This is a genomic window from Acidimicrobiales bacterium (genome assembly GCA_035533095.1).
Taxonomy (GTDB): Bacteria; Actinomycetota; Acidimicrobiia; order Acidimicrobiales; family Palsa-688; genus DATLUM01.
The window spans coordinates 138,276-157,339 of record DATLUM010000050.1 but is presented as its reverse complement, the minus strand read 5'-3'; the positions used below and the strand labels follow the sequence as shown (position 1 = coordinate 157,339).

The window sequence follows — 19,064 nt, the reverse complement described above, 5'->3', positions numbered from 1 at the left end:
GGCCCTTCGCGGATCGTCGACGCACCTTTTTTCTCTCAAGCGCGGGTGGCGGCCCGCCGAATCATCGAGCATGTCCGTATCGAGCCCCCGCTCAGGCGGTATCGACACCACTCTGGCCGACAGGCTGAGCCCGGGCCTGGGCGCGCCGAGGGCGCTCGTCGGAGGTGCCGAGCACGGCCCGCAGGTCCCGGTCGCCCCCACTACCGGCCTCGCGTCGTCCGCCCCGCCGGGGCAGGCCTTCCTGGATCTGCTGGTGCTCGGGTCATTCGCATGCCAGACGCCGGTCGCCCTGCTTTCCGTCCCCCAACCGGACGGGTCCTGGAGCACCCTCTCGCACGGGTTCGACACCAAGGAGGGTCTCAACGACCCCCATCTCTTCGCCGCGCTCGCTGCCCATTCGGAGGCCTACGAGATCGACGATCTCATGACCGCCATGCCGGGTAGCTCCCTCGTCCAGCCGCCGCACTCCATGCGCTGGGCCTACGGCGTCGCCCTGCGGTCGGAGACGGGTTCACTGCTGGGTGTGGTCGCGGTGCTCGACCGGTGGGTCCGCAAGGTAACCAAGCGCGAGCACCGGGCCATGGCCAGCTTCGCAAGGCAGATGGGCGCTCAGCTCGCCGGCATCCGCCGGCCGACGGCCTCCTTCGCCCGGCCCGATCTCGCCCCCCCGATCGCACGGGTGAGCACCGCGGCCCCCGTGCGATCGAACGGGTCCGACCGGCACGGCTCCGAGCCGCACCAGCTGCTCCGGAGCCACGAGGTGGCCGTCATGTTCGACGTGACCGAGCGGACCGTCATCAACTGGGCAGCCTCGGGCAAGCTCCCGAGCCTCCGCACGATCGGCGGGCACCTCCGCTTCCGCCGCGACGACGTGATGCGCCTCCTGTCCGGCGCCTCCGAGCCCCCGGCACCGGCTGCGGCCTCGGGCCAGCCAGGCTAGTCCGGCCCGCGGCCGGGGCTCAGCGAGAGGCTTTGGTGACCTTGCCTGCGCGGATGCAGGAGGTGCAGACGTGGATCCGGCGCGGGGAACCGTTGATCATCGCCCGGACCCTCTGGATGTTGGGGTTCCAGCGTCTCTTGGTGCGCCTGTGCGAGTGGCTGATACTCATGCCGAACGACGGCCGCTTTCCGCATACCTCACAAACCGCTGCCATCGGGAACCACACCTCGCTCGTTGGGGTCTAGATAGGGCCGCCCGGGTCGCGAAACCGGGTCGGTCACCACGGGTTCTTCGGCACGGGTAGGGGCCCATCAGGGCCGGCGGGCCAGGTTAGCATCCCCCGCATGCTGATGCCGGGCCCGACTGCGTCATTCTCATGCCGAATGGCCGGTCCATGACACTGGAGCGCCTGACAGCCTCCGACCTCGCGAGCGTGATCACGGTCTACCGTGACGCGCTGCGCGCCCACCAGGACCGCATCAACCGGCTCAACGTCTACCCCGTTCCCGACGGCGACACCGGCACCAACATGGCCCTCACCCTCGAGTCGGTGGTCAAGGAGGTCGCCGAGCGCGGCGTCGACGACATGCCATCAGTTGCCCAGGCCATCAGCTACGGCTCCCTCATGGGTGCCCGGGGCAACTCCGGAGTCATCCTCTCCCAGATCCTTCGCGGGATAGCCGACGCGGCGCGTGAGGGCGAGGGGTTCGGCCTCGACGCCTCGGCGGTCGTGGAGGGCTTCAAGCGCGCGGCCGACGGCGCGTACAAGGCGGTGCAGCAGCCCGTCGAGGGGACCATCCTCACCGTCGCCAGGGCCGCTGCGGACGCGGCAGCGGCGTCGTTGAACGGAAGTCTCACCACCGTCTTGGAGGACGCCAGGGCCGGCGCGGACGAGGCACTGCAGAGGACACCCGAACTGCTCCCCGTCCTGAAGGCTGCGGGGGTGGTGGACTCGGGAGGAACCGGCTTCGTGCTGCTACTCGACGCTTTCCTGCACGTGACGGACGGCCGCCCCCTGCCCGATCCGCCCGAGGGAAGTGGCGCGGTGGCCCCCACCTCCGGCGGTGAAGTCGGCGACGACTACGACTCCGACGACAACTGCCTCCGCTATGAGGTCATGTATCTCCTCGAGGCTCCAGACGACCTGATCCCGTCCTTCAGGGAGGTGTGGGCCGGGATCGGTGACTCGATCGTCGTCGTCGGTGGCGACGGCTTGTGGAACTGCCACATCCACACCGACGACATCGGGTCGGCAATCGAGGCGGCGCTGGAAGCGGGGCACCCGCGCCAGATCCGGGTGTCCGACCTGTGGGAGCAGGTGGAAGAGGAGCGCTGGGTGCGCGACGCGACCGGGTCCGGAGCGGTCGCCGAACCGCCTGAGGAGCCGGTGGCCTGCGCGGTGGTGGCGGTGTGCACGGGGGACGGGATCAGGCGGATCTTCAGGTCGTTGGGCGTGCATCACGTCGTGAGCGGAGGACAGTCGATGAACCCCTCGACGGCCGACCTTCTCGCAGCCATCGATGCTGCACCCGGCGATCAGGTCGTGATCCTTCCGAACAACAAGAACATCGTTCCCGTTGCCGAGCAGGCCGCCACCCAGTCTTCGAAACTCGTGAGGGTGATTCCGACCAAGGGCATACAGGAGGGCTTCGCGGCCCTGCTCGAGTACGACCCGGAAGGCACCGCGGACTCCAACGTCGCGCTGATGACGGAGAGCTCCGCTCGTGTGGTCGCCGGCGAGGTCACAAGGGCCGTCCGCGACAGTGTCTGCGACGCCGGGCCGATATCCGAAGGCGACTACCTGGGAATCTCACGCGACCGGATCGAGGTCGTCGACTCGGCTCTTGCCGAGGCCGCGACCCGCCTGCTCGACCACCTGATCGAGGCTGACTGCCACGAGATCGTCACGATCATCGCCGGCGAAGGCTCCAATGCCGCCGACACTCGGCGCATCACCGAGTGGCTGGACGAGGCGCACCCCGACCTGAGCGCCGAGGTGCACCACGGCGGGCAGCCGCTGTACCCCTACCTCTTCAGCATCGAGTAGCACGAGAGCTGAGCGTGACGGCCCGGCGTGGGGTTGGGGCCCCATCCGGTCCTGAGACGACTCAGCACAACGACACGTGCCCGGCGTCCAGCACGTGCTCGTCGGCCGAGTCGAGTCGCGACGATGGCAACTCGCCCGTCGAGACGGCCGTCGCGATCGCGCCGGCGATACCCCGCAGGTTGGCGTCGACACCGGCCGGGCTCAAGAGTGCGGTCTGCGCCGGGGTGAGGGTCGACCCGAACAGGACCATGTCTGCGCCGGCGCCCACCGCGGCGACGGCGGCGTGCTCGAGGTCATAGCCAGCGGCGGAGATGGCGCCGGCTGAGAGGCTGTCGGTGAGGATTAGCCCGTTGAAGCCGAGCTGTTGACGAAGCAGCCCGGTGATCACCGAACTCGACAGCGACGCGGGCAGCGAGGTCAAGCCCGGCACCGCTGCGTTCGCGATCATCACCGCTGTGGCTCCGGCCGCGACAGCAGCGCGGAAGGGAACCAGCCCGCTCGACTGAAGCGAGGAGAGCGACTGCGTGGAGGCCGGTCCGTTGTCCGTGTTCCCGGTCGCTCCGCCCAGGCCAGGGAAGTGCTTCACCACCGGGATCGCGCCCGATTGAATCAGCCCTTTGATGAAGGCGACGGTGTAGCTCGACGCTGTCGCCGGGTCCCCGCTGAAAGACCTCCGCCCGTCCGGGTTGGACGCCGACGGTCCCGGTCCAGCGTCCACGTCCGCCACCGGAGCCAGATCCATCTTCACGCCGAGGGCGACCATCGCGGCGCCTGTCGCGGCGGCGAGTTGCTGCACCTGCTGGGTGCTCATAGTGGCCGCCATGGTGCGAGGCCAGGGCATCGAGGGGACGGGTGGCGTGAGCCTCTCGATTCCGCCGCCCTCCTGGTCGGCCATGGCGATCGGCTCCGGGGCAGCGATCCCGTCGAACGCGGAGCGCAGCCTTGATGCCAGATCTGAGGGAGGGCTGGCGGGACCGAGGAAAAGTATCCCGCCGGCCCCATCAGACGCGGCGACGTGAGCGGTAGCCATGTCGAAGTCGAGGACCGGCGCGACGAGCAACAACGAAGCGCGTCTCTGCAGCGACCATCCCGCCAGTACCGACGCGTTCGTGCACGCGGGCCGGGTCGTCGCAGTGGTGGTTGGTGGGAGCGTGGATGCCGGTAAGACCGATCGCGGGGACGGCCTCGCCCCGCCCGAGCAGCCGGCTGCCGATGACACCCCCGCGAGCAGCACCGAGACCGTCGCCGCCCGCACAAAACGACCCAGTCTCACCCCGGCCGACCCTACAACGAGTCCTTCAGGCGTCGCGCGGAGTCCCTATGTTGGGTCGGGTGGCACCGCTGTCGCGCCTCGCGGAAACAAGCGTCGACCGGCTGACGCGAGTCGGCCCGAAGAACCGCGAGGCCCTGTCTGCCATGGGGATCGAGACAGTCCTGGATCTGCTCACCCACTATCCCCGCCGGTACATCGACCGCACGAACCAGGCCTCGATATCCCAGCTGGTCGAAGGAGCGGAGGCGATGGTGCTAGCGACGGTGCGCCGGACGAACACGCGGCGCACGCGGCAGGGAAGGTCGCTCGTGGAAGTGGACTTCTTCGACGGGTCGAGCTACCTGCGCGCGACGTTCTTCAACCAACCGTGGCGGTCGCGCCAGCTTGTCGAGGGAACGCAGGCGGTCGTGTTCGGCAAGGCGGACCGCTACAGGGGACGGCTGCAGATGACGAACCCCGTCGTCGATCTCGTGGGCGACCGGACCGGGCGGATCGTGCCCGTCTACCCGCAGTCCGAGAAGGCCGGCCTTATGACCTGGCAGCTCGCCGGCTGGGTGTCGGAGGCGCTGCGGAGATCGAGGCCTCTCGCCGATCCGCTTCCTGCAGGTGTGGTGGAGAGCCTGGGGTTCATCAGCCGCGACGAGGCGATGAAGCAGATCCACGAACCGGACTCGCTCGAATCGGCGCAACGGGCACGGGACCGCCTCGCATTCGACGAGCTCCTGCGCCTGCAGATGGTGCTCGTGTTGAGGAAGCGGGCCATCGAGCGCGAAGCGGCCGGCATCCGCCATGAGGTCGAAGGTGAGCTGCTGGACCGCTTTCGCGGCGTGCTGTCTTTTCCCCTCACCTCTGCCCAGCAACGCGCGATCGCCGAGATCGGGGCGGACATGGCCGGCCCTCACCCGATGCACCGGCTACTGCAGGGGGACGTCGGCTCGGGAAAGACCGTCGTCGCGGTCGCGGCTCTGCTCACGGCGGTGCAAGGAGGTCACCAGGGCGCGCTCATGGCGCCGACCGAGGTGCTCGCGGAGCAGCATCACGCCGGCGTCACGTCGCTGCTACGGGGGCTGACCGTGCCGAGCGAGGGGACCCTCCTGCCGGACCGGCCTTTGCGGGTCGCGCTCCTCACCAACCGCACCACCGGGGCGGAGCGAGCGCGCCTTCATGCCGACCTCGCATCTGGTGAGGTCGACATCCTGATCGGAACGCACGCCCTTCTGACCGAGTCGGTCGTGTTCAGGTCGTTGGGAGTCGTCGTGATCGACGAGCAGCACCGCTTCGGGGTCGAGCAGCGCGCCGCGCTTCGAGCGAAGGGCGCCGGCGAAGCGGTGCCCGATGTGCTCGTCATGACCGCCACGCCGATCCCGCGCACGGCGGCGATGACCGTATACGGAGACCTGGACACCACCGTCCTCGACGAGATGCCCCCGGGTCGCACGCCGATCGCGACCCACTGGGCGCGCGGCCCGATCGAGGAGGCCACGGCGTGGGAGCGGGTCCGTTCGGAGGTGATGGCCGGGCGGCAGGCGTACGTCGTCTGCCCACTGGTGGAGGACTCGGAGAAGATCCAGGCGCGATCCGCCTCCGAAGAGTTCGACCGGCTCGCGGCGACAGAGCTCGCCGGCATGCGCCTGGGTCTGCTGCACGGCCAGCTTCCGGCGAAGGACAAGGAGGACGTGATGGCGCGGTTCAGGGACGCGGAACTGGACGTGCTCGTCGCGACGACGGTCATCGAGGTCGGCGTCGACGTGCCGAACGCGACGGTCACGGTCATCGAGGACGCGGACCGATTCGGCATCGCGCAACTGCACCAGCTGCGCGGCCGTGTCGGCCGGGGCCCCCAGCCATCGTGGTGCTTCCTTCTCGGCGAGGGCAGCACGCCCGACGCCGAGGAACGCCTCGGAGCGCTGGAACGTACGACTGACGGGTTCGAGCTCGCCGAGGTCGATCTCGAGCTCCGCGGTGAGGGGACGATCCTCGGGACCCGCCAGAAGGGGATGACCGATCTGAAGCTGGCGTCACTGCGCCGCGACCGCGCGCTCGTCGCGCGTGCGCGCGAAGTCGCGTTCGACCTTGTCGACAGGTATCCGGCACTCGACGGCTTGGCGGACCTGGCTGAAGAGATCCGTTACATGGTCGACGACGAGGACCGGGAGTTCCTCTTCAAGAGCTGATGCTCCCGTCGGGGTCTTCCGGCAGGACCAGGTCCCACCGGTCGAGGCAGTCTTCGCAGCGGTACACCATCACGTCGCCGGGCTGGGGAGGGTCGTCCTCCGGCCACGTCGACAGGAGGTGGGCGATCCCGCCGCAGTCGATGCAGGTGATCGTTTCCTCGGGTTGCACGCCGGTACCGTTCGTCCTGTGAGGCTCTTCGTCCAGTGAGAGTAGTGGGCGGCGTCGCCCGCGGCAGGCACTTGCGCGCACCCCGTGGTGGCGCCACCCGGCCCACCAGCGACCGGGTACGAGAGGCGGTCTTCTCGATGCTCGAGAGCATGGGCGCTGTCGAGGGGGCGGTCGTTGTGGATCTGTTCGCCGGGAGTGGTGCTCTGGGCATCGAGGCTCTGTCGCGCGGAGCTTCGGAAGCGACGTTCGTCGATCACGACCGCTCGACGGCCGGGGTCATCCGGTCCAACCTGGCAGTGTTGGGCGACGACTTCGTGGGCCGGTCGCGGGTCGTCGTCGCCGACGCGCTGCGATTCGCGTCGAACATGCCCGTATGTGACCTTCTCTTTGCCGATCCGCCGTACGCGTTCGCTGATTGGTCCGAATTGCTCGGTGCCGCCGGGGACAAGGCGGGGTTGGTGGTGGCCGAGACCGGCGGACCATGGGAGCCGGTCGAGGGTTGGCAAACTGTGAAGGCGAAGACCTACGGCGGTACCGTGGTCACCGTGGCCAGGCTTCGACGCCCAGGTGAGACTTGAGGACGGCAATCTTTCCGGGGTCTTTCGACCCGTTTCACAACGGCCACCTCGAGATAGTCGAGGCGGCGTCGCAGTTGTTCGAGCGTGTCGTTGTGGCCCCGATGCGCAACACGCAGAAAGGCGAGCCGCTCTTCACCCTCGAGGAGCGGAAGGAGATGATCGCAGCCAGCGTCGTGCACCTGCCCAACGTGACCCTCGCCTCGCTGTCGAGCCTCGTCGTCGACCTCGCCAGGGAGATGGGCGCGGACGTGATCATCAAGGGCCTCCGGGTCGCTTCCGACGCGGAGGCGGAGCTGCAGCAGGCCCAGATGAACCGCAAGGTGGCCGGCATCGAGACCCTGTTCATCCCTTCGTCCTCGGAGTACTCGTTCATCGCTTCGAAGTACGTCAGGGACTTCGCCCGTTTCGGCGGCGCCGACCGGGTCGGCTTCACCGTCCCGGGGCCGGTCCTCGACAAGCTCAAGGAGAAGTTCGCGTGAGCCTGATCGAAGGGGCGTCCGCGAGCCACGACACGGAGGAGTTGCTCCGGAGGGTCATCGAGATCATCGAGGGGACCCGCACCCTGCCCCTGTCGTCATCGGTCAAGCTCGACAATAAGGAAGAAGTGCTCGAGTTGCTGGACGAGGCGTGCCAGCGCCTCCCGGAGGAGACCAAGCAGGCCCGCTGGATGATGAAGGAGAGGGCCGAGTTCCTCGCCAAGATGCAGCGCGAGGGAGACGACGTCCTGCAAGCCGCCCGCTTGCAGGCCGAGCGGATGGTGCAGCGAACGGAGATCGTCCGCGAGGCTCAACAGACCGCCCGCCGCATAGTCGAAGACGCGCGTGACGAGGCCAGACGTCTCCGCCTGGAGGCCGAGGACTATTGCGACCAGAAGCTCGCCGCGTTCGAGGTGGTGCTCGACCGGACCATGAAGACGGTCACGGCCGGGAGGGAGAAGCTGTCGCTCACCCCGCCGCCTGTGGTGGAGCCCGACGAGGTGCGGATGGCCGGCGCCGAGGACGACGGGGCGTACGCCGGCGAAGACGCCTTCTTCGACCAGGACCTGACGTAGCCGCCGCGCAGTTTCGGCAGAGCAACGCGAACCCTGTCCGTTTACTGCACGGATGCTGGGCAGTGAGGGGACAGAGTTCGTAGTCGAGCCGGGCATGAAAGACCAATCCTGTCCGATTCGGTCCGGGGCGCGGCGCCGTACCCTGGAACCGTGACGCAGAACCCGTGGCTCGTGCCCATCACGACCCTGAAGCGCTCGCCGGGGACGCGCCGGGTCGAGAGCAGGACGGGGCGAGTCGGTGAGCTGGCGGTCGCCGGCAGCGTGGTGCCCAGGGACGCGGAGGTCACAGCCGACGCGACCCTCGATGCGGTCGGCGGGGGGATCGAGGTCACGGCGGACATCTCGGCGCCTTGGAAAGGCGAATGCCGGCGGTGCCTGAAGCCGGTGGAGGGCCGACTCGCCGTCCACGTCCGGGAGCTGTACCGCCAGCACGAAGCCGCTGGCGGCCGCGCTCACGCGCACCCGCGCGACCATCCCCACCAGGCGCGCCCGCACCCCGCTGATGAGGAGGACGAGGAGACCTACCCCCTCCATGGGGAGATGCTCGACCTCCAGCCCCTGGTCAGGGACGCCCTCCTGCTGGAACTGCCCCTGGCCCCTGTCTGCAGCGACGACTGCAAGGGCCTTTGCCCGACCTGCGGCGCCGATCTCAACGACGCACCCTGTTCGTGCGGCGACGCCCCCACCGACCCACGCTGGGCTGCTCTCGAGGCCTTGAAAGGCGACCCATCAGCGCACCATCAGGGTTGAACACCAGCCGCGGCGGTGCGCCCGCCGCCGGCGCCACCTAGAATGATCCGGCCCGCCCGGCAGGCTGTTGAACCGGCCCTCCCGCCGGCCCAGGCCGAACGAGCGAACCCGACCGAACCGTCCGAACCGACCGAAGACAGGACTCCCACCTCCCATGGCCGTCCCCAAGAAGAAGACCTCCAAGGCCAAGAGCCGCAGCCGGCGTGCGAGCGCCTGGTCGCTGAGCGCACCTGCCCGCAGCATCTGCCCCCAGTGCCACAACGCCAAGCTGCCGCACGTGGTCTGCCCGACCTGCGGCTGGTACAAGGGGCGCCAGGCCGTAGAAATTGGCTGACAGGCCTGCTTCGCTGCCGGTCGCGGTCGACGCGATGGGCGGCGACAAGGCGCCGGGCGAGATCGTCGCCGGTGCGCTCAAGGCCGCGGAGGCCGGCATGCCGGTCGTGCTGGTAGGCGACCCAAAGCGCCTGCCCGACATCGGCGGGCTCGAGCTGATCGAGGCGTCCGAGGTCGTCGAGATGCACGAGGACCCGGCCAAGGCGGTGAGAAACAAGAAGGACTCGTCCTTGCTCCGGGCCGCCGAAGCGGTCCGCGACGGCCGGGCTTGCGCGATGGTCAGCGCCGGCAACACCGGCGCGACGATGGCCAGCGCCCTGTTCCGGATGGGGCGCATCAGTGGGGTCAACCGGCCGGCGATCGCAACCCCGATCCCGGTCCCCGGCTCGACGCCGACCGTGCTGCTCGACGCCGGCGCCAACGCTGACTGCACCGCCGCCTGGCTTGTTCAGTTCGCGCAGATGGGAGCGGCCTTCGCCCGCCAGCGCTTTGGGATCGACGACCCGAGGGTAGGGCTGCTCTCGATCGGCGAGGAGCCGGGCAAGGGCAACCCGCTGGCGAAGGAGACCCACGAGCTGCTGGCCGCCGGCGAGGCGGGGCCATCGGTGCGCTTCATCGGCAACGTCGAGGGCCGGGACGTGATGTCCGACGCCGTCGACGTCGTGGTAACCGATGGCTTCACAGGCAACGTCGTGCTGAAGACGCTGGAAGGCGCCATGAAGTTCGCTTTCAACGCCGTGCTGGCCGCGCTCAACTCGACCGAGGAGACCAAGGCCGCCTCCGGTGCTCTCCTGCCCGCGCTGCTGCCGCTTGCGGCCGAGCTCGACCCGGACACCTACGGCGGGGCCATGCTTCTCGGCGTCGACGGTGTCTGCATCATCAGCCACGGCTCTTCCTCGGCGCAGGCGATCTTCAACGCGGTCAGCGTCGCCCACCACGCCGTCAGCGAGGACCTCGTAGGCACCCTGAGGACCGCCGTAAAGGGCGGGTAGGGGCTCGCCCGAGGCCAACCAAGCAGGTCATCGAACCGGTCGCCCGGTAAGATCTGCCGGCAAATGAGGAAACACCATGCCTGCTGAGACCCACGTCGAACGAACTCCCCTGGACCGCAACCAGGTCCTCGAGATCATCCGCGGGTGCCTCGCGGACATCCTCGAGATCAGCCCCGAGACCATCACCGAGGGGGCGTCGTTTGGCGACGACCTCGGCGCCGACTCGCTGGCCCTGATAGAGCTGGTCGAGGCGCTGGAGGAGGAGCTCTCGGAGCGAACGGTGGGTTTCCGCATCGACGACGAGGATCTCGAAGACCTCAAGACAGTCCGCGACGCCGTCGATTACGTCGTCGCCAAGCTCCAGGCCGGCTAACCACGGCAGCGGGGGTGCCGGAGGTCGAAGCCCTGCCACCGGACCATCCCGGCCCGGCCGAGGAGACCCCGCGCGACCAGCTGGCCCGGCGCATCGGCTGGGAGGTCTCCGACCCCGCGTTTCTCCAGCAATCCCTGTCACACCGGTCCTGGTGCGCCGAGAACCCGGGTACCTCCTCCAACGAGCGTCTCGAGTTCCTCGGGGACGCCGTGCTCGGCCTGGTCGTGACCGTCCACCTGTACCGCACCTACCCGTCCATGCCGGAGGGGGAGCTGGCGAAGGTGCGCGCGTCGGTCGTGAACTCGGCAGCCCTGGCCGAGATAGCGACCGGGCTCGGGATCGGTGAGGCGCTGCTGCTCGGCAAGGGGGAGGACCAGTCCGGCGGACGGGAGAAGCCCTCGATCCTCGCCGACGCGACCGAGGCCGTCATCGGCGCCGTGTACCTCGACCGCGGGTGGGAGGCCGCCGAGCGTCTCGTGATGGATCTGCTGGGCGAACGGATCGAGCTCGGGGCGGCCGGACCCGGCGGGCACGACTTCAAGACGCGACTGCAGGAGCTCTGCGCCCGCGTCTTCGACCAGCTTCCCGTCTACTCGGTGCGTGACGAGGGGCCGGACCATGCGAAGGAGTTCGAGGCGGTCGTTCACGTGATGGGCTCGGCCCGAGGGACGGGAAAAGGACGCTCGAAGAAGCAGGCCGAACAGGCGGCCGCCCGCGAGGCGTGGGAGGTCTTGCGTGCAGCCGCGGCGACATCCCCTACGCCGGAAGACGGCTGACAGGAGGCGAGTTGCCGGAGCTTCCAGAGGTCGAGACCATTCGCAGGGACATCGACAAGGAGTTCGTCAGCAAGAAGATTAAGCAGGTCGACGTGTCCCGCGGCGGGAGCCGCACGATCCGCCGGCACAAGGGGCCGAAGGATTTCGTATCGCGCGTCGAGGGGCGCAAGCTCGTCGGGACCCGCCGGCGAGGCAAGTACCTGTTGCTGCTGCTCGACAACGGCGATGTCCTCGTGATGCACATGGGCATGAGCGGGCAGGTCCTGCGCTCGGCCCCCAAGGACCCCCCCATCAAGCACACCCACGTGGTGCTGCACTTCGCCGGCGCTCCCCAGCTCCGCTTCGTGGATCCGAGAACCTTCGGCGAGGTGTTCGTAACCACACCCGACAAGCTGGAGCAAGACGTCCCCGAACTCGCGCACCTCGGCTTCGATCCGCTCGACGAGCAGATCTCCTGGACCGACTTCGCCCAGAGGCTCACCGCCAAACACGCCCAGCTGAAACCGTTGCTGATGGACCAGCGGTTCATCGCCGGCATCGGGAACATGTACGCCGACGAGATCCTCTTCAGCGCCGGCTTGCGCCACGACCGCAGATCCGACCAGCTCACGCCCCAGGAGATCCGGCGGCTCTACCGGGCGATGGTGGAAACGCTGCAGGAGGCGGTGAGGAGGAGAGGCTCGTCGTTGGCGGACGAGCAGTACCGTGACATCTTCGGGGAGATCGGCGACTACCAGAGCCTCCACAACGTCTACGACCGCGCGGGGCAGCCGTGCCGTCGGTGCCACTCGACCATCGCGCGGGTGAAAGCCAACGGTCGCAGCGGCTACTTCTGCCCGCGCTGCCAGATCTGAGCGACGGACCGGGCATGCCGCGATGGCTGCGTCTTTTTCCCTTGTAAAAGAAGGAGATTCGCGCTGTTGACCCGCGCGATCCACCACTCACGCTCCCGGAGAAGGCACGGTAAAGGGATGCCGCCGCGCGCCGCTAGGTTGGTCAACCCGTGTTCCTGAAGTCCCTGACTCTCAAAGGTTTCAAGTCGTTCGCCGACACCACCACGCTGGAGTTCGAGCCCGGGGTGACGGTGGTGGTCGGTCCCAACGGGAGCTGCAAGTCCAACGTGGTCGACGCTGTCGCCTGGGTGCTCGGCGCTCAGGGCCCGCGCACCGTCCGTTCGGCGAAGATGGAGGATGTCATCTTCGCCGGTTCGTCCAAGAGGCCCGCCCTCGGGCGCGCCGAGGTCTCGCTGACGATCGACAACTCGGCGGGCCTGCTGCCGATCGACTTCTCCGAGGTCACGATCACCCGCACCCTGTTCCGCACCGGCGAGTCGGAGTACGCCATCAACCGGGTGCCCTGCCGCCTGCTCGACATCCAGGAGCTCCTCTCGGACTCCGGCGTCGGTCGCCAGCAGCACGTCATCGTCTCCCAGGGCAACCTCGACGCGATCCTCAACTCTCGGCCAGAGGAACGCCGGCTGGTGATCGAGGAAGCCGCGGGCATCCTGAAGTACCGCCGGCGCAAGGAGAAGTCGGAGCGCCGTCTCGAGTCCACCGAGGCGAGCCTCGTGCGGCTGCAGGACCTGCTGCGGGAGGTGCGCCGGCAGCTGCGGCCCCTCGAGAAGCAGGCCGACGCCGCGCGCCGCCACGGGGACCTGGTGGCTGAGCTCGCCGCCGTCCGCAGGTACCTACTTGCGCGGGACCTGGCCGGTGTCGAGGCACGCCTGGGGGCCGCGGAGAGGGAGCGGGGCCAGCTGAGATCGGCCGAGGAGCAGCTTCGGTTCTCCCTGGCCGGCCTCGATGCTCAGGTCATAACGGCGGAGACGCAGCTGGAGCACACCCGGGGAGACTCGGGATCGGCGGACCTGGCCGAGCTCGTCTCGCGGGCGGAGAGCCTGCGGGCCCGGGCGGCGGGGCTTGGAGCGGTGCTCGGGGAGCGGCGCCGCGGGATAGAGACCTCGCTGGCGTCGAGCGTCGACCAGGACGTGATCGCGAGCCTCGAAGGTGAGGCGGCCTCGCTGGCGGAGAGCCTGGCGGGGACGGATGAGGAGGCGCTGCGGCTGATCCCGCTGGCCGACGAGTTGTCGGCGGCGGAGGCGGCGCTCGACGCCGAGACGGCTTCGGTCGAGGAGCGATGGGGGTCGTCGCCAGAGGCGTTCGGTGACCCCGCTGCGGAGGTGCGGGGCGAGCTCGGCGGGCTGCGCTCGGCTCTGGAACGCTCTGCCGGCGAGCTGCGGCGGGTGGACGCGCGAGTGGAGGCGGTGGGGCAGCGATCGGGTCGTTTGGCGGACGAGGCGGGCCGATTGCGGTCGGTCGTGTCGGAGTCCGTCGCCGCGGCTGACGGGCTTGAAGCGGCTCGCGCGGCGGCGGCCGAGGACGAGTCGCGCTCCGCCATCGAGCTCGAATCGCGCGCCGAGGCGTGGCGCTCCGCGGACGCTGACCACCATCGTTGGGCGGCGCGGGAGGAGGCGCTCGCCCAGGCGCTGGCCCAGGCAAGGGCGCGGGCCGGCGCCGAAAGGCTGTCGGCGGTCCCCGGCGTCGTGGGGGCGCTCGTCGAGTTGGTGCGGGTGGATGAGGGCTACGAGGCGGCGTTCGAAGCAGCCGCCGGCGAGGTTCTGGCCGCAGTCGTGCTGGACGGAGCCGCTTCCGCGCGGGAGGCGCTGGCGGAGTTGCAGCGCTCGGGCGATGCGGGGGCGGTCGTGCCTCTCGGCTTGCGCCGGGGTGGCGCGCCCGCCGGCGTGGCGCCAGCCGAGGTCGCAGGTGCGGGCTCGCTCCGCGCCCGGGTGGCCGGCCTGTCGGGCGGCGTCGACGCGCTTCTCGACGAGCTGCTTGGTGGCTCGGTGGTCGTCGACGGTTCGTGGCGCGAGGCGGTCGACGTCGCCGCGCTCCGGCCCGACCTGGTCGTGGTGACCAAGGACGGCGACCGGTTCTCGGGCGGGTTGTGGCGGATCGGCGCCGGCGGGAGCGGCGCGACGGGCGCCGCTCTCGAGGAAGCCCGCTCCGCTGCGGCCGTTGCCGCGGAGATGGCGCGGCGGGCGGCGGCTGACCACGAAGGTGCACGCCGCGCGTCAGAGGCGGCCCGGGTCGCCAGCGCCGAGGCCGCGCGGGCGGCCGAGACGAACCTGTCCCGCCGGCGCTCGGCAGAGGAGACCCTGAGCCGAGTGGAGCGGGACCTCGCCGAAGCGACCTCCGAGCTCGAAGCGGCCCGCGCGCAGCGGGAGGAGCTGCAGGGCCGGCTCGCCCGCGAGCGTGAGCGGGTCGCAGAGCTGGAGTCTGTCCTGCCGGAGCTCGAGCAAGCCGCCGAGCGAGAGGTCGAGCGGGCGGCGGCGGAGCGCGCCGCCCGGGCACGGTTGGCGGAGCGCGCCGCTTCTGTCGCAGCGATGCGCCGCGATCTCGAGGTGCGGGCCGCCGGCCTGGAAGAGCGCCGAAACCTCACGTCTCGCCGCTTGGCCGAGGTCGAACAACGACTCCGCCGCAACATCACCGAGCGCGACCAGGCCGCGGCCCGCCGAACGGCGCTCGAGCGGGCGGCCCGGGTGGTGTCGGCGCTTTCGGTCGTTGTGCGCGAGCGCGAGGGGCGCTTGGAAGAAGCGGTCGTTGCGCTGCGCGAGGCCCGCCGGGCCGAGTCGGACGCGATCCGCGAGATGAGCGACCGTCTCGAGCAGCTTCGCCGGCAGCGGTCGCTTGCGGAACGCCAGCTCGTCGAGTTGCGCGAGAAGCTCTCGCGAATCGACCTGGACGAGACCGAGGCGCGGGTGCGCCTTGAAGGGATCACCGAGGCCATCCGCCGTGATCTCGACTGCGAACCGGATTCGATCCGGGCCGCCGAGTGCCCGGAGCTGCCTCCAGGGACGAGCGCGGTGAGCCGGCGCACCGAACTCGAACGCGAGCTGCGGCTGATGGGCCCCATCAACCCGCTCGCGCTCGAAGAGCACACCGCCCTCATGGAGCGCCACTCCTTCCTGGAGGAGCAACTGGAGGACATCCGCAACGCCCGCCGGGAGCTGGCCAAGGTGATCAAGGCGATCGATGCGGAGATCGTCGAGGTGTTCAGGGCCGCGTACGCGGACGTCGCGGAGAACTTCGAGCAGCTGTTCGCCACGCTGTTCCCGGGTGGCCAGGGGCGGCTTCGGCTCACCGATCCCGACCATCTCCTCGAAACCGGGATCGAGGTCGAAGCCCGCCCCTCGGGCAAGAATGTCCGGCGGCTGTCGCTGCTGTCGGGTGGGGAGCGGAGCCTTGCGGCGATGGCGTTCCTGTTCGCGGTGTTCCGGTCCCGCCCCTCGCCCTTCTACATGATGGACGAGGTGGAGGCGGCGCTGGACGACGTCAACCTCCATCGTTTTCTCGATCTTGTGCACGAGTTCCGTGACGAGGCGCAGCTGCTGATCGTGAGCCACCAGAAGCGGACCATGGAGGCGGCCGACTGCCTGTACGGGGTGACCATGGCACCGGGCGGGTCGTCGAGGGTCGTGAGCGAGAGGGTGTCGGCGGGGTCGGTCGGCTAGCCCGGCTAGCCCGCGCGGCCATCCTTGGTTCCGCCGGTCTTCTGCGGGAGCGGACCTCCCGTCTCCAAGTGGACAGGGTTGCGGCCACTACTGGGGATTGACTTCCAACTCTGTCCTCTCAGAGCACTCTCCACGCTTCGCAAGGGGACACGGTTGGTGGGTAGCCGGCCTGCACCCCACAGCTCTGTCCACTCGAGGACCGCTGGCTCTCGGTCGGGTCTAGGTCGAGCGGGACGGCCCGACAGGCCCCAACGGCCACGCCGGTAGGCTCGGCGGGTCATGCTCACGCTGATCGCCGTGCTCATAGCGCTGGCGGTGATCGTGCTGATCTCGGCGGGATACCTCGTCGCCAGCCGGCGCCGCGCCGCGCCTCCCCCCTCTGCCCCGGGCGAGGCCGTCCCGCCTCGTGCCCGGGCGGCGCCATCCAGGCCGGCTCCGACCAGGCCGGCGCCTGCCCGCCCGGAGCGCCCACCGCAGCCGGTAACGGGGGCCCCGCCGGCGGTCGAGGAGGCCCCGCCGGCGGTCGAGGAGGTGCCGGCGGCGGTCGAGGAGGTGCCGGCGGCCGAGGCGCCACCCCGCTTTCGCGACCGCCTCGGCCGGGCGCGGGAGCTCTTCTCCGGCTACCTCACGTCGGTCCGCTCCCGCGACCGGATCGACGAGCAGGCATGGGAGGAGCTGGAGGAGGCGTTGATCCTCGCCGATGTGGGCACCGACCTCACGACCCGCCTCCTCGACGACCTCCGGGCCCGGGTGAAGTCGGACCGGATCAAGGATCCCGACTCACTCCTGGACGCCCTGCGTACCGATCTGATCGAGGTCCTCGCCGGCGACACCGAGCTGCACTTCGCCGGCGACGACACCGCCATGACGGTGTGGCTGATGGTCGGCGTCAACGGGGTGGGCAAGACGACGACCATCGCCAAGCTCGCCCAGCGCCAGATCCGCACCGGTCACAAGGTCGTGATGGCCGCCGGCGACACATTCCGGGCCGCCGCCGCCGATCAGCTCGAGATGTGGGCCGACAAGGTCGGCGCCTCCATAATCCGGGGCAATGAAGGCGGCGACCCAGGTGCGGTCGTGTTCGACGCGGTCCAGCACGCGGCCGCACGCCAGGCGGACCTGGTCCTCGCCGATACCGCCGGCAGGTTGCACACCAAGACGAACCTCATGGAGGAGCTGAAGAAGGTGCGCCGAGTCGCCGAACGCCCGCCCGGCGTCGTCACCGAGGTGCTGCTCGTCATCGACGCGACCACCGGCCAGAACGGCCTCATCCAGGCGCGACAGTTCGCCGAAGCCGTAGGCGTGACCGGTGTTGTCATCACGAAGCTCGACGGGACGGCCAAGGGCGGCATCGCGCTGGCCATCCGCTCGGAGCTGGGCATCCCGATCAAGCTCGTCGGTCTCGGCGAGGGAGCGGAGGATCTCGTCGACTTCGACGCGGAGGAGTTCGTCGACGCGCTGTTCGGTTGAGCGCGGCGGCGCGCGTGAAGCGGTGGCTCAGCTGAGCAGCAGCTTCCGGATGCGCCTAGCCGCGACAGCGAACCCGAACATTCCCATGACCGCCAGGTAGGCGGCGTGGCCCAATACGGCGAAACCGACGTAACCGAGCGTGAACGACCGCGCCAGGGCCACGCCGTGGAACAGCGGAGTGCACTCCACGACGATCTGCAACCACCGGGGATAGATCGACAACGGGTAGAAGGTTGTCGAGAAGAGGAACAGCGGCAGCAGCGCCAGGTTCACGAAGTCGAAGTCGGTCCAACCGCGCATGTAGGTGGTGGCCGCCATCCCGACCGCCGAGAACGCGAAACCGATCAACACCGCCGATGGCAGCGCGAACACCGCCCACCAGGAGCGGATGTCGCCGAGCGCCATCATCATCATCACGAACACGGCCGCGTAGACCGAGCCCCGGGCGAGAGAGGTGAGGATGTCGCCTCTTGCCACGTCCACGGCTTCCATGGGGCTCGCCAGCACGGCGTCGTACACGCGCGTGTACTTGAGCTTGAAGTACACGTTGTATGTGCTCTCGATGACCGAGCCGTTCATCGCCGATGAGGCGAGCAGCGCCGGCGCGGCGTACGCCGCGTAGGGAATCAGGCTGTGGTCCGGTCCGGGGATACCGCCGACCAGCTTGCCGATGCCGATCCCGATGGACAGCAGGTAGAAGACGGGTTCCGCCAAGCCTGATCCGAACACCCACCATGCCTTGCGCACAGCGAGCACGTTGCGCTCGATCAGGCGCCCACTGCGCCCGAGCCCGAACAACCCGGGCGGTAGCGGCCGGAACGCCCTCAATGACGCCGGCGGCCGTACGGCGTTCATTGCAGCAACCTCAAGCGGTAATTCCGGAACCCCGCCGCCAGGCCCAACGAGCACATGGCAGCGAGGAACAGAACGTGGACGACCGCCGAACCGATGCTCACCGTGCCGAGCGTCAGCTGCCTGCTCAGGTCGACTCCGTGCCACAGCGGCGTGATGTAAGCGATCGGTCTCACTCCGGCGGGAAGCTGGCTGATCGGGAAGAACACACCGGAGAACAGGAAGAGCGGAACGAGACCCAGCCGGAAGATGAGCGGGAACGCGTTGTCGCTTTCCTGGCGCACCGCGAACGCGGCCAACGGGGCGGCGAACGCCATACCCGTCAGCACTCCGACAGGCAGCACCGCGATCGACCACCACGACAGCGTCGCCCCGAACGCCGCCATCACCACGAGATACGAACCGGTCGCCATCGCGATGCGCGCCGCGATCCACGCCATGTGGCCTGCGACCACATCGCGGACGCCGAGGGGAGTGGACAGCATGGCGTGATAGCTGCGCTGCCAGCGGATCGCTCCCAGCACAGGGTACATGGACTCGCCCGTGGCAGTCGTAGCTGCGGCGGTCGCGGCGAGAGCCGGCGCGACGAAGTGCAGGTAGGTCAGGTGTCCCAGCGACGCGCTGTGGCCGCCCTTGTTGACGAACGACCCGAGACCCACGCCCATTGCAAGCAGGTAGAGGAGCGGGTTCACGAACGTCGACGCGACCGATGCTCTCCAGGTGCGGCGGTAGGCCCGGGCGAAGTAGGCGCTCGCCCGCAAGGCGGGAGGCAGCGACAT

19 protein-coding genes are annotated in these 19,064 nt (G+C 69.3%); 14 read left to right on the top strand and 5 right to left on the bottom strand.

What is annotated here, in order from left to right:
* The first annotated feature begins 70 nt into the window (after positions 1-70).
* Positions 71-940, top strand: a complete 870-nt coding sequence (locus VNF71_05765; protein HVA74052.1) for a helix-turn-helix domain-containing protein — start codon at positions 71-73, stop codon at positions 938-940.
* Positions 941-959: 19 nt separating this feature from the next.
* Here the strand turns inward: VNF71_05765 and rpmB are convergent, their stop codons facing one another.
* Positions 960-1,154 carry a 50S ribosomal protein L28 gene (rpmB, locus tag VNF71_05760; protein ID HVA74051.1) on the bottom strand — a complete coding sequence of 65 codons (195 nt, stop codon included), beginning with the start codon at positions 1,152-1,154 and terminating at the stop codon, positions 960-962.
* 180 nt (positions 1,155-1,334) lie between these two features.
* Between rpmB and VNF71_05755 the strand changes: the two genes are divergently transcribed.
* The gene (locus VNF71_05755) at positions 1,335-2,987 is read left to right on the top strand and encodes a DAK2 domain-containing protein (GenBank protein HVA74050.1); all 1,653 of its coding nucleotides are present in this window, start codon (positions 1,335-1,337) and stop codon (positions 2,985-2,987) included.
* Positions 2,988-3,048: 61 nt separating this feature from the next.
* Here the strand turns inward: VNF71_05755 and VNF71_05750 are convergent, their stop codons facing one another.
* Positions 3,049-4,260 carry a glycoside hydrolase family 3 N-terminal domain-containing protein gene (locus VNF71_05750; protein ID HVA74049.1) on the bottom strand — a complete coding sequence of 404 codons (1,212 nt, stop codon included), beginning with the start codon at positions 4,258-4,260 and terminating at the stop codon, positions 3,049-3,051.
* 59 nt (positions 4,261-4,319) lie between these two features.
* Between VNF71_05750 and recG the strand changes: the two genes are divergently transcribed.
* Positions 4,320-6,434 carry an ATP-dependent DNA helicase RecG gene (recG, locus tag VNF71_05745; protein HVA74048.1) on the top strand — a complete coding sequence of 705 codons (2,115 nt, stop codon included), beginning with the start codon at positions 4,320-4,322 and terminating at the stop codon, positions 6,432-6,434.
* Here the strand turns inward: recG and VNF71_05740 are convergent.
* Entirely contained in the window at positions 6,424-6,603 is a 180-nt protein-coding gene (locus VNF71_05740) for a hypothetical protein (GenBank protein ID HVA74047.1), read from the bottom strand. The two genes, recG and VNF71_05740, sit on opposite strands and share 11 nt — an antisense overlap.
* Before the next feature lie 35 nt (positions 6,604-6,638).
* On the opposite strand from VNF71_05740, the gene rsmD reads away from it, so the two are divergent.
* The 11 genes from rsmD to ftsY all read left to right on the top strand — a co-directional run bounded on the left by rsmD (position 6,639) and on the right by ftsY (position 17,433).
* On the top strand, positions 6,639-7,181 hold the full coding sequence (rsmD, locus tag VNF71_05735) for a 16S rRNA (guanine(966)-N(2))-methyltransferase RsmD (GenBank protein HVA74046.1): 543 nt from the start codon (positions 6,639-6,641) through the stop codon (positions 7,179-7,181).
* The gene (gene coaD, locus VNF71_05730; GenBank protein HVA74045.1) at positions 7,178-7,660 is read left to right on the top strand and encodes a pantetheine-phosphate adenylyltransferase; all 483 of its coding nucleotides are present in this window, start codon (positions 7,178-7,180) and stop codon (positions 7,658-7,660) included. The genes rsmD and coaD overlap by 4 nt, the downstream gene beginning before the upstream one ends.
* Positions 7,657-8,232 carry a hypothetical protein gene (locus tag VNF71_05725; GenBank protein HVA74044.1) on the top strand — a complete coding sequence of 192 codons (576 nt, stop codon included), beginning with the start codon at positions 7,657-7,659 and terminating at the stop codon, positions 8,230-8,232. Before coaD ends, VNF71_05725 begins: the two co-directional genes overlap by 4 nt.
* Before the next feature lie 150 nt (positions 8,233-8,382).
* Positions 8,383-8,982: a DUF177 domain-containing protein gene (locus VNF71_05720; protein ID HVA74043.1), complete on the top strand. Its 600-nt coding sequence runs from the start codon at positions 8,383-8,385 to the stop codon at positions 8,980-8,982.
* A gap of 154 nt (positions 8,983-9,136) precedes the next feature.
* Positions 9,137-9,316 (top strand): 50S ribosomal protein L32, encoded by a 180-nt coding sequence (rpmF, locus tag VNF71_05715; protein ID HVA74042.1) that lies wholly within the window; start codon positions 9,137-9,139, stop codon positions 9,314-9,316.
* Positions 9,309-10,307 carry a phosphate acyltransferase PlsX gene (gene plsX / locus VNF71_05710; protein ID HVA74041.1) on the top strand — a complete coding sequence of 333 codons (999 nt, stop codon included), beginning with the start codon at positions 9,309-9,311 and terminating at the stop codon, positions 10,305-10,307. Before rpmF ends, plsX begins: the two co-directional genes overlap by 8 nt.
* A 76-nt stretch (positions 10,308-10,383) precedes the next feature.
* A complete protein-coding gene (locus VNF71_05705; protein HVA74040.1) occupies positions 10,384-10,680 on the top strand; it encodes a phosphopantetheine-binding protein in 297 nt (98 codons plus the stop codon).
* Between the two features lie 14 nt (positions 10,681-10,694).
* Positions 10,695-11,456 (top strand): ribonuclease III, encoded by a 762-nt coding sequence (rnc, locus tag VNF71_05700; GenBank protein ID HVA74039.1) that lies wholly within the window; start codon positions 10,695-10,697, stop codon positions 11,454-11,456.
* Between the two features lie 11 nt (positions 11,457-11,467).
* Positions 11,468-12,310, top strand: a complete 843-nt coding sequence (gene mutM / locus VNF71_05695) for a bifunctional DNA-formamidopyrimidine glycosylase/DNA-(apurinic or apyrimidinic site) lyase (GenBank protein ID HVA74038.1) — start codon at positions 11,468-11,470, stop codon at positions 12,308-12,310.
* Between the two features lie 149 nt (positions 12,311-12,459).
* Positions 12,460-15,963, top strand: a complete 3,504-nt coding sequence (gene smc / locus VNF71_05690) for a chromosome segregation protein SMC (GenBank protein ID HVA74037.1) — start codon at positions 12,460-12,462, stop codon at positions 15,961-15,963.
* 279 nt (positions 15,964-16,242) lie between these two features.
* Positions 16,243-17,433, top strand: a complete 1,191-nt coding sequence (ftsY, locus tag VNF71_05685; GenBank protein ID HVA74036.1) for a signal recognition particle-docking protein FtsY — start codon at positions 16,243-16,245, stop codon at positions 17,431-17,433.
* Between the two features lie 27 nt (positions 17,434-17,460).
* Here ftsY and VNF71_05680 read toward each other — a convergent pair whose 3' ends face one another.
* Both VNF71_05680 and VNF71_05675 read right to left on the bottom strand, forming a co-directional pair.
* A complete protein-coding gene (locus VNF71_05680; protein HVA74035.1) occupies positions 17,461-18,288 on the bottom strand; it encodes an ABC transporter permease in 828 nt (275 codons plus the stop codon).
* Positions 18,285-19,064, bottom strand: a complete 780-nt coding sequence (locus tag VNF71_05675; protein HVA74034.1) for an ABC transporter permease — start codon at positions 19,062-19,064, stop codon at positions 18,285-18,287. The genes VNF71_05680 and VNF71_05675 overlap by 4 nt, the downstream gene beginning before the upstream one ends.

Coding starts and splice junctions, on each gene's coding strand:
- VNF71_05765 (HVA74052.1), top strand. CDS start 71: ATGTCCGTATCGAGCCCCCGCTCAGGCGGTATCGACACCACTCTGGCC.
- rpmB (HVA74051.1), bottom strand. CDS start 1,154: ATGGCAGCGGTTTGTGAGGTATGCGGAAAGCGGCCGTCGTTCGGCATG.
- VNF71_05755 (HVA74050.1), top strand. CDS start 1,335: ATGACACTGGAGCGCCTGACAGCCTCCGACCTCGCGAGCGTGATCACG.
- rpmF (HVA74042.1), top strand. CDS start 9,137: ATGGCCGTCCCCAAGAAGAAGACCTCCAAGGCCAAGAGCCGCAGCCGG.
- VNF71_05705 (HVA74040.1), top strand. CDS start 10,384: ATGCCTGCTGAGACCCACGTCGAACGAACTCCCCTGGACCGCAACCAG.
- ftsY (HVA74036.1), top strand. CDS start 16,243: ATGCTCACGCTGATCGCCGTGCTCATAGCGCTGGCGGTGATCGTGCTG.
- VNF71_05680 (HVA74035.1), bottom strand. CDS start 18,288: ATGAACGCCGTACGGCCGCCGGCGTCATTGAGGGCGTTCCGGCCGCTA.
- VNF71_05675 (HVA74034.1), bottom strand. CDS start 19,064: ATGTCGCTGCCTCCCGCCTTGCGGGCGAGCGCCTACTTCGCCCGGGCC.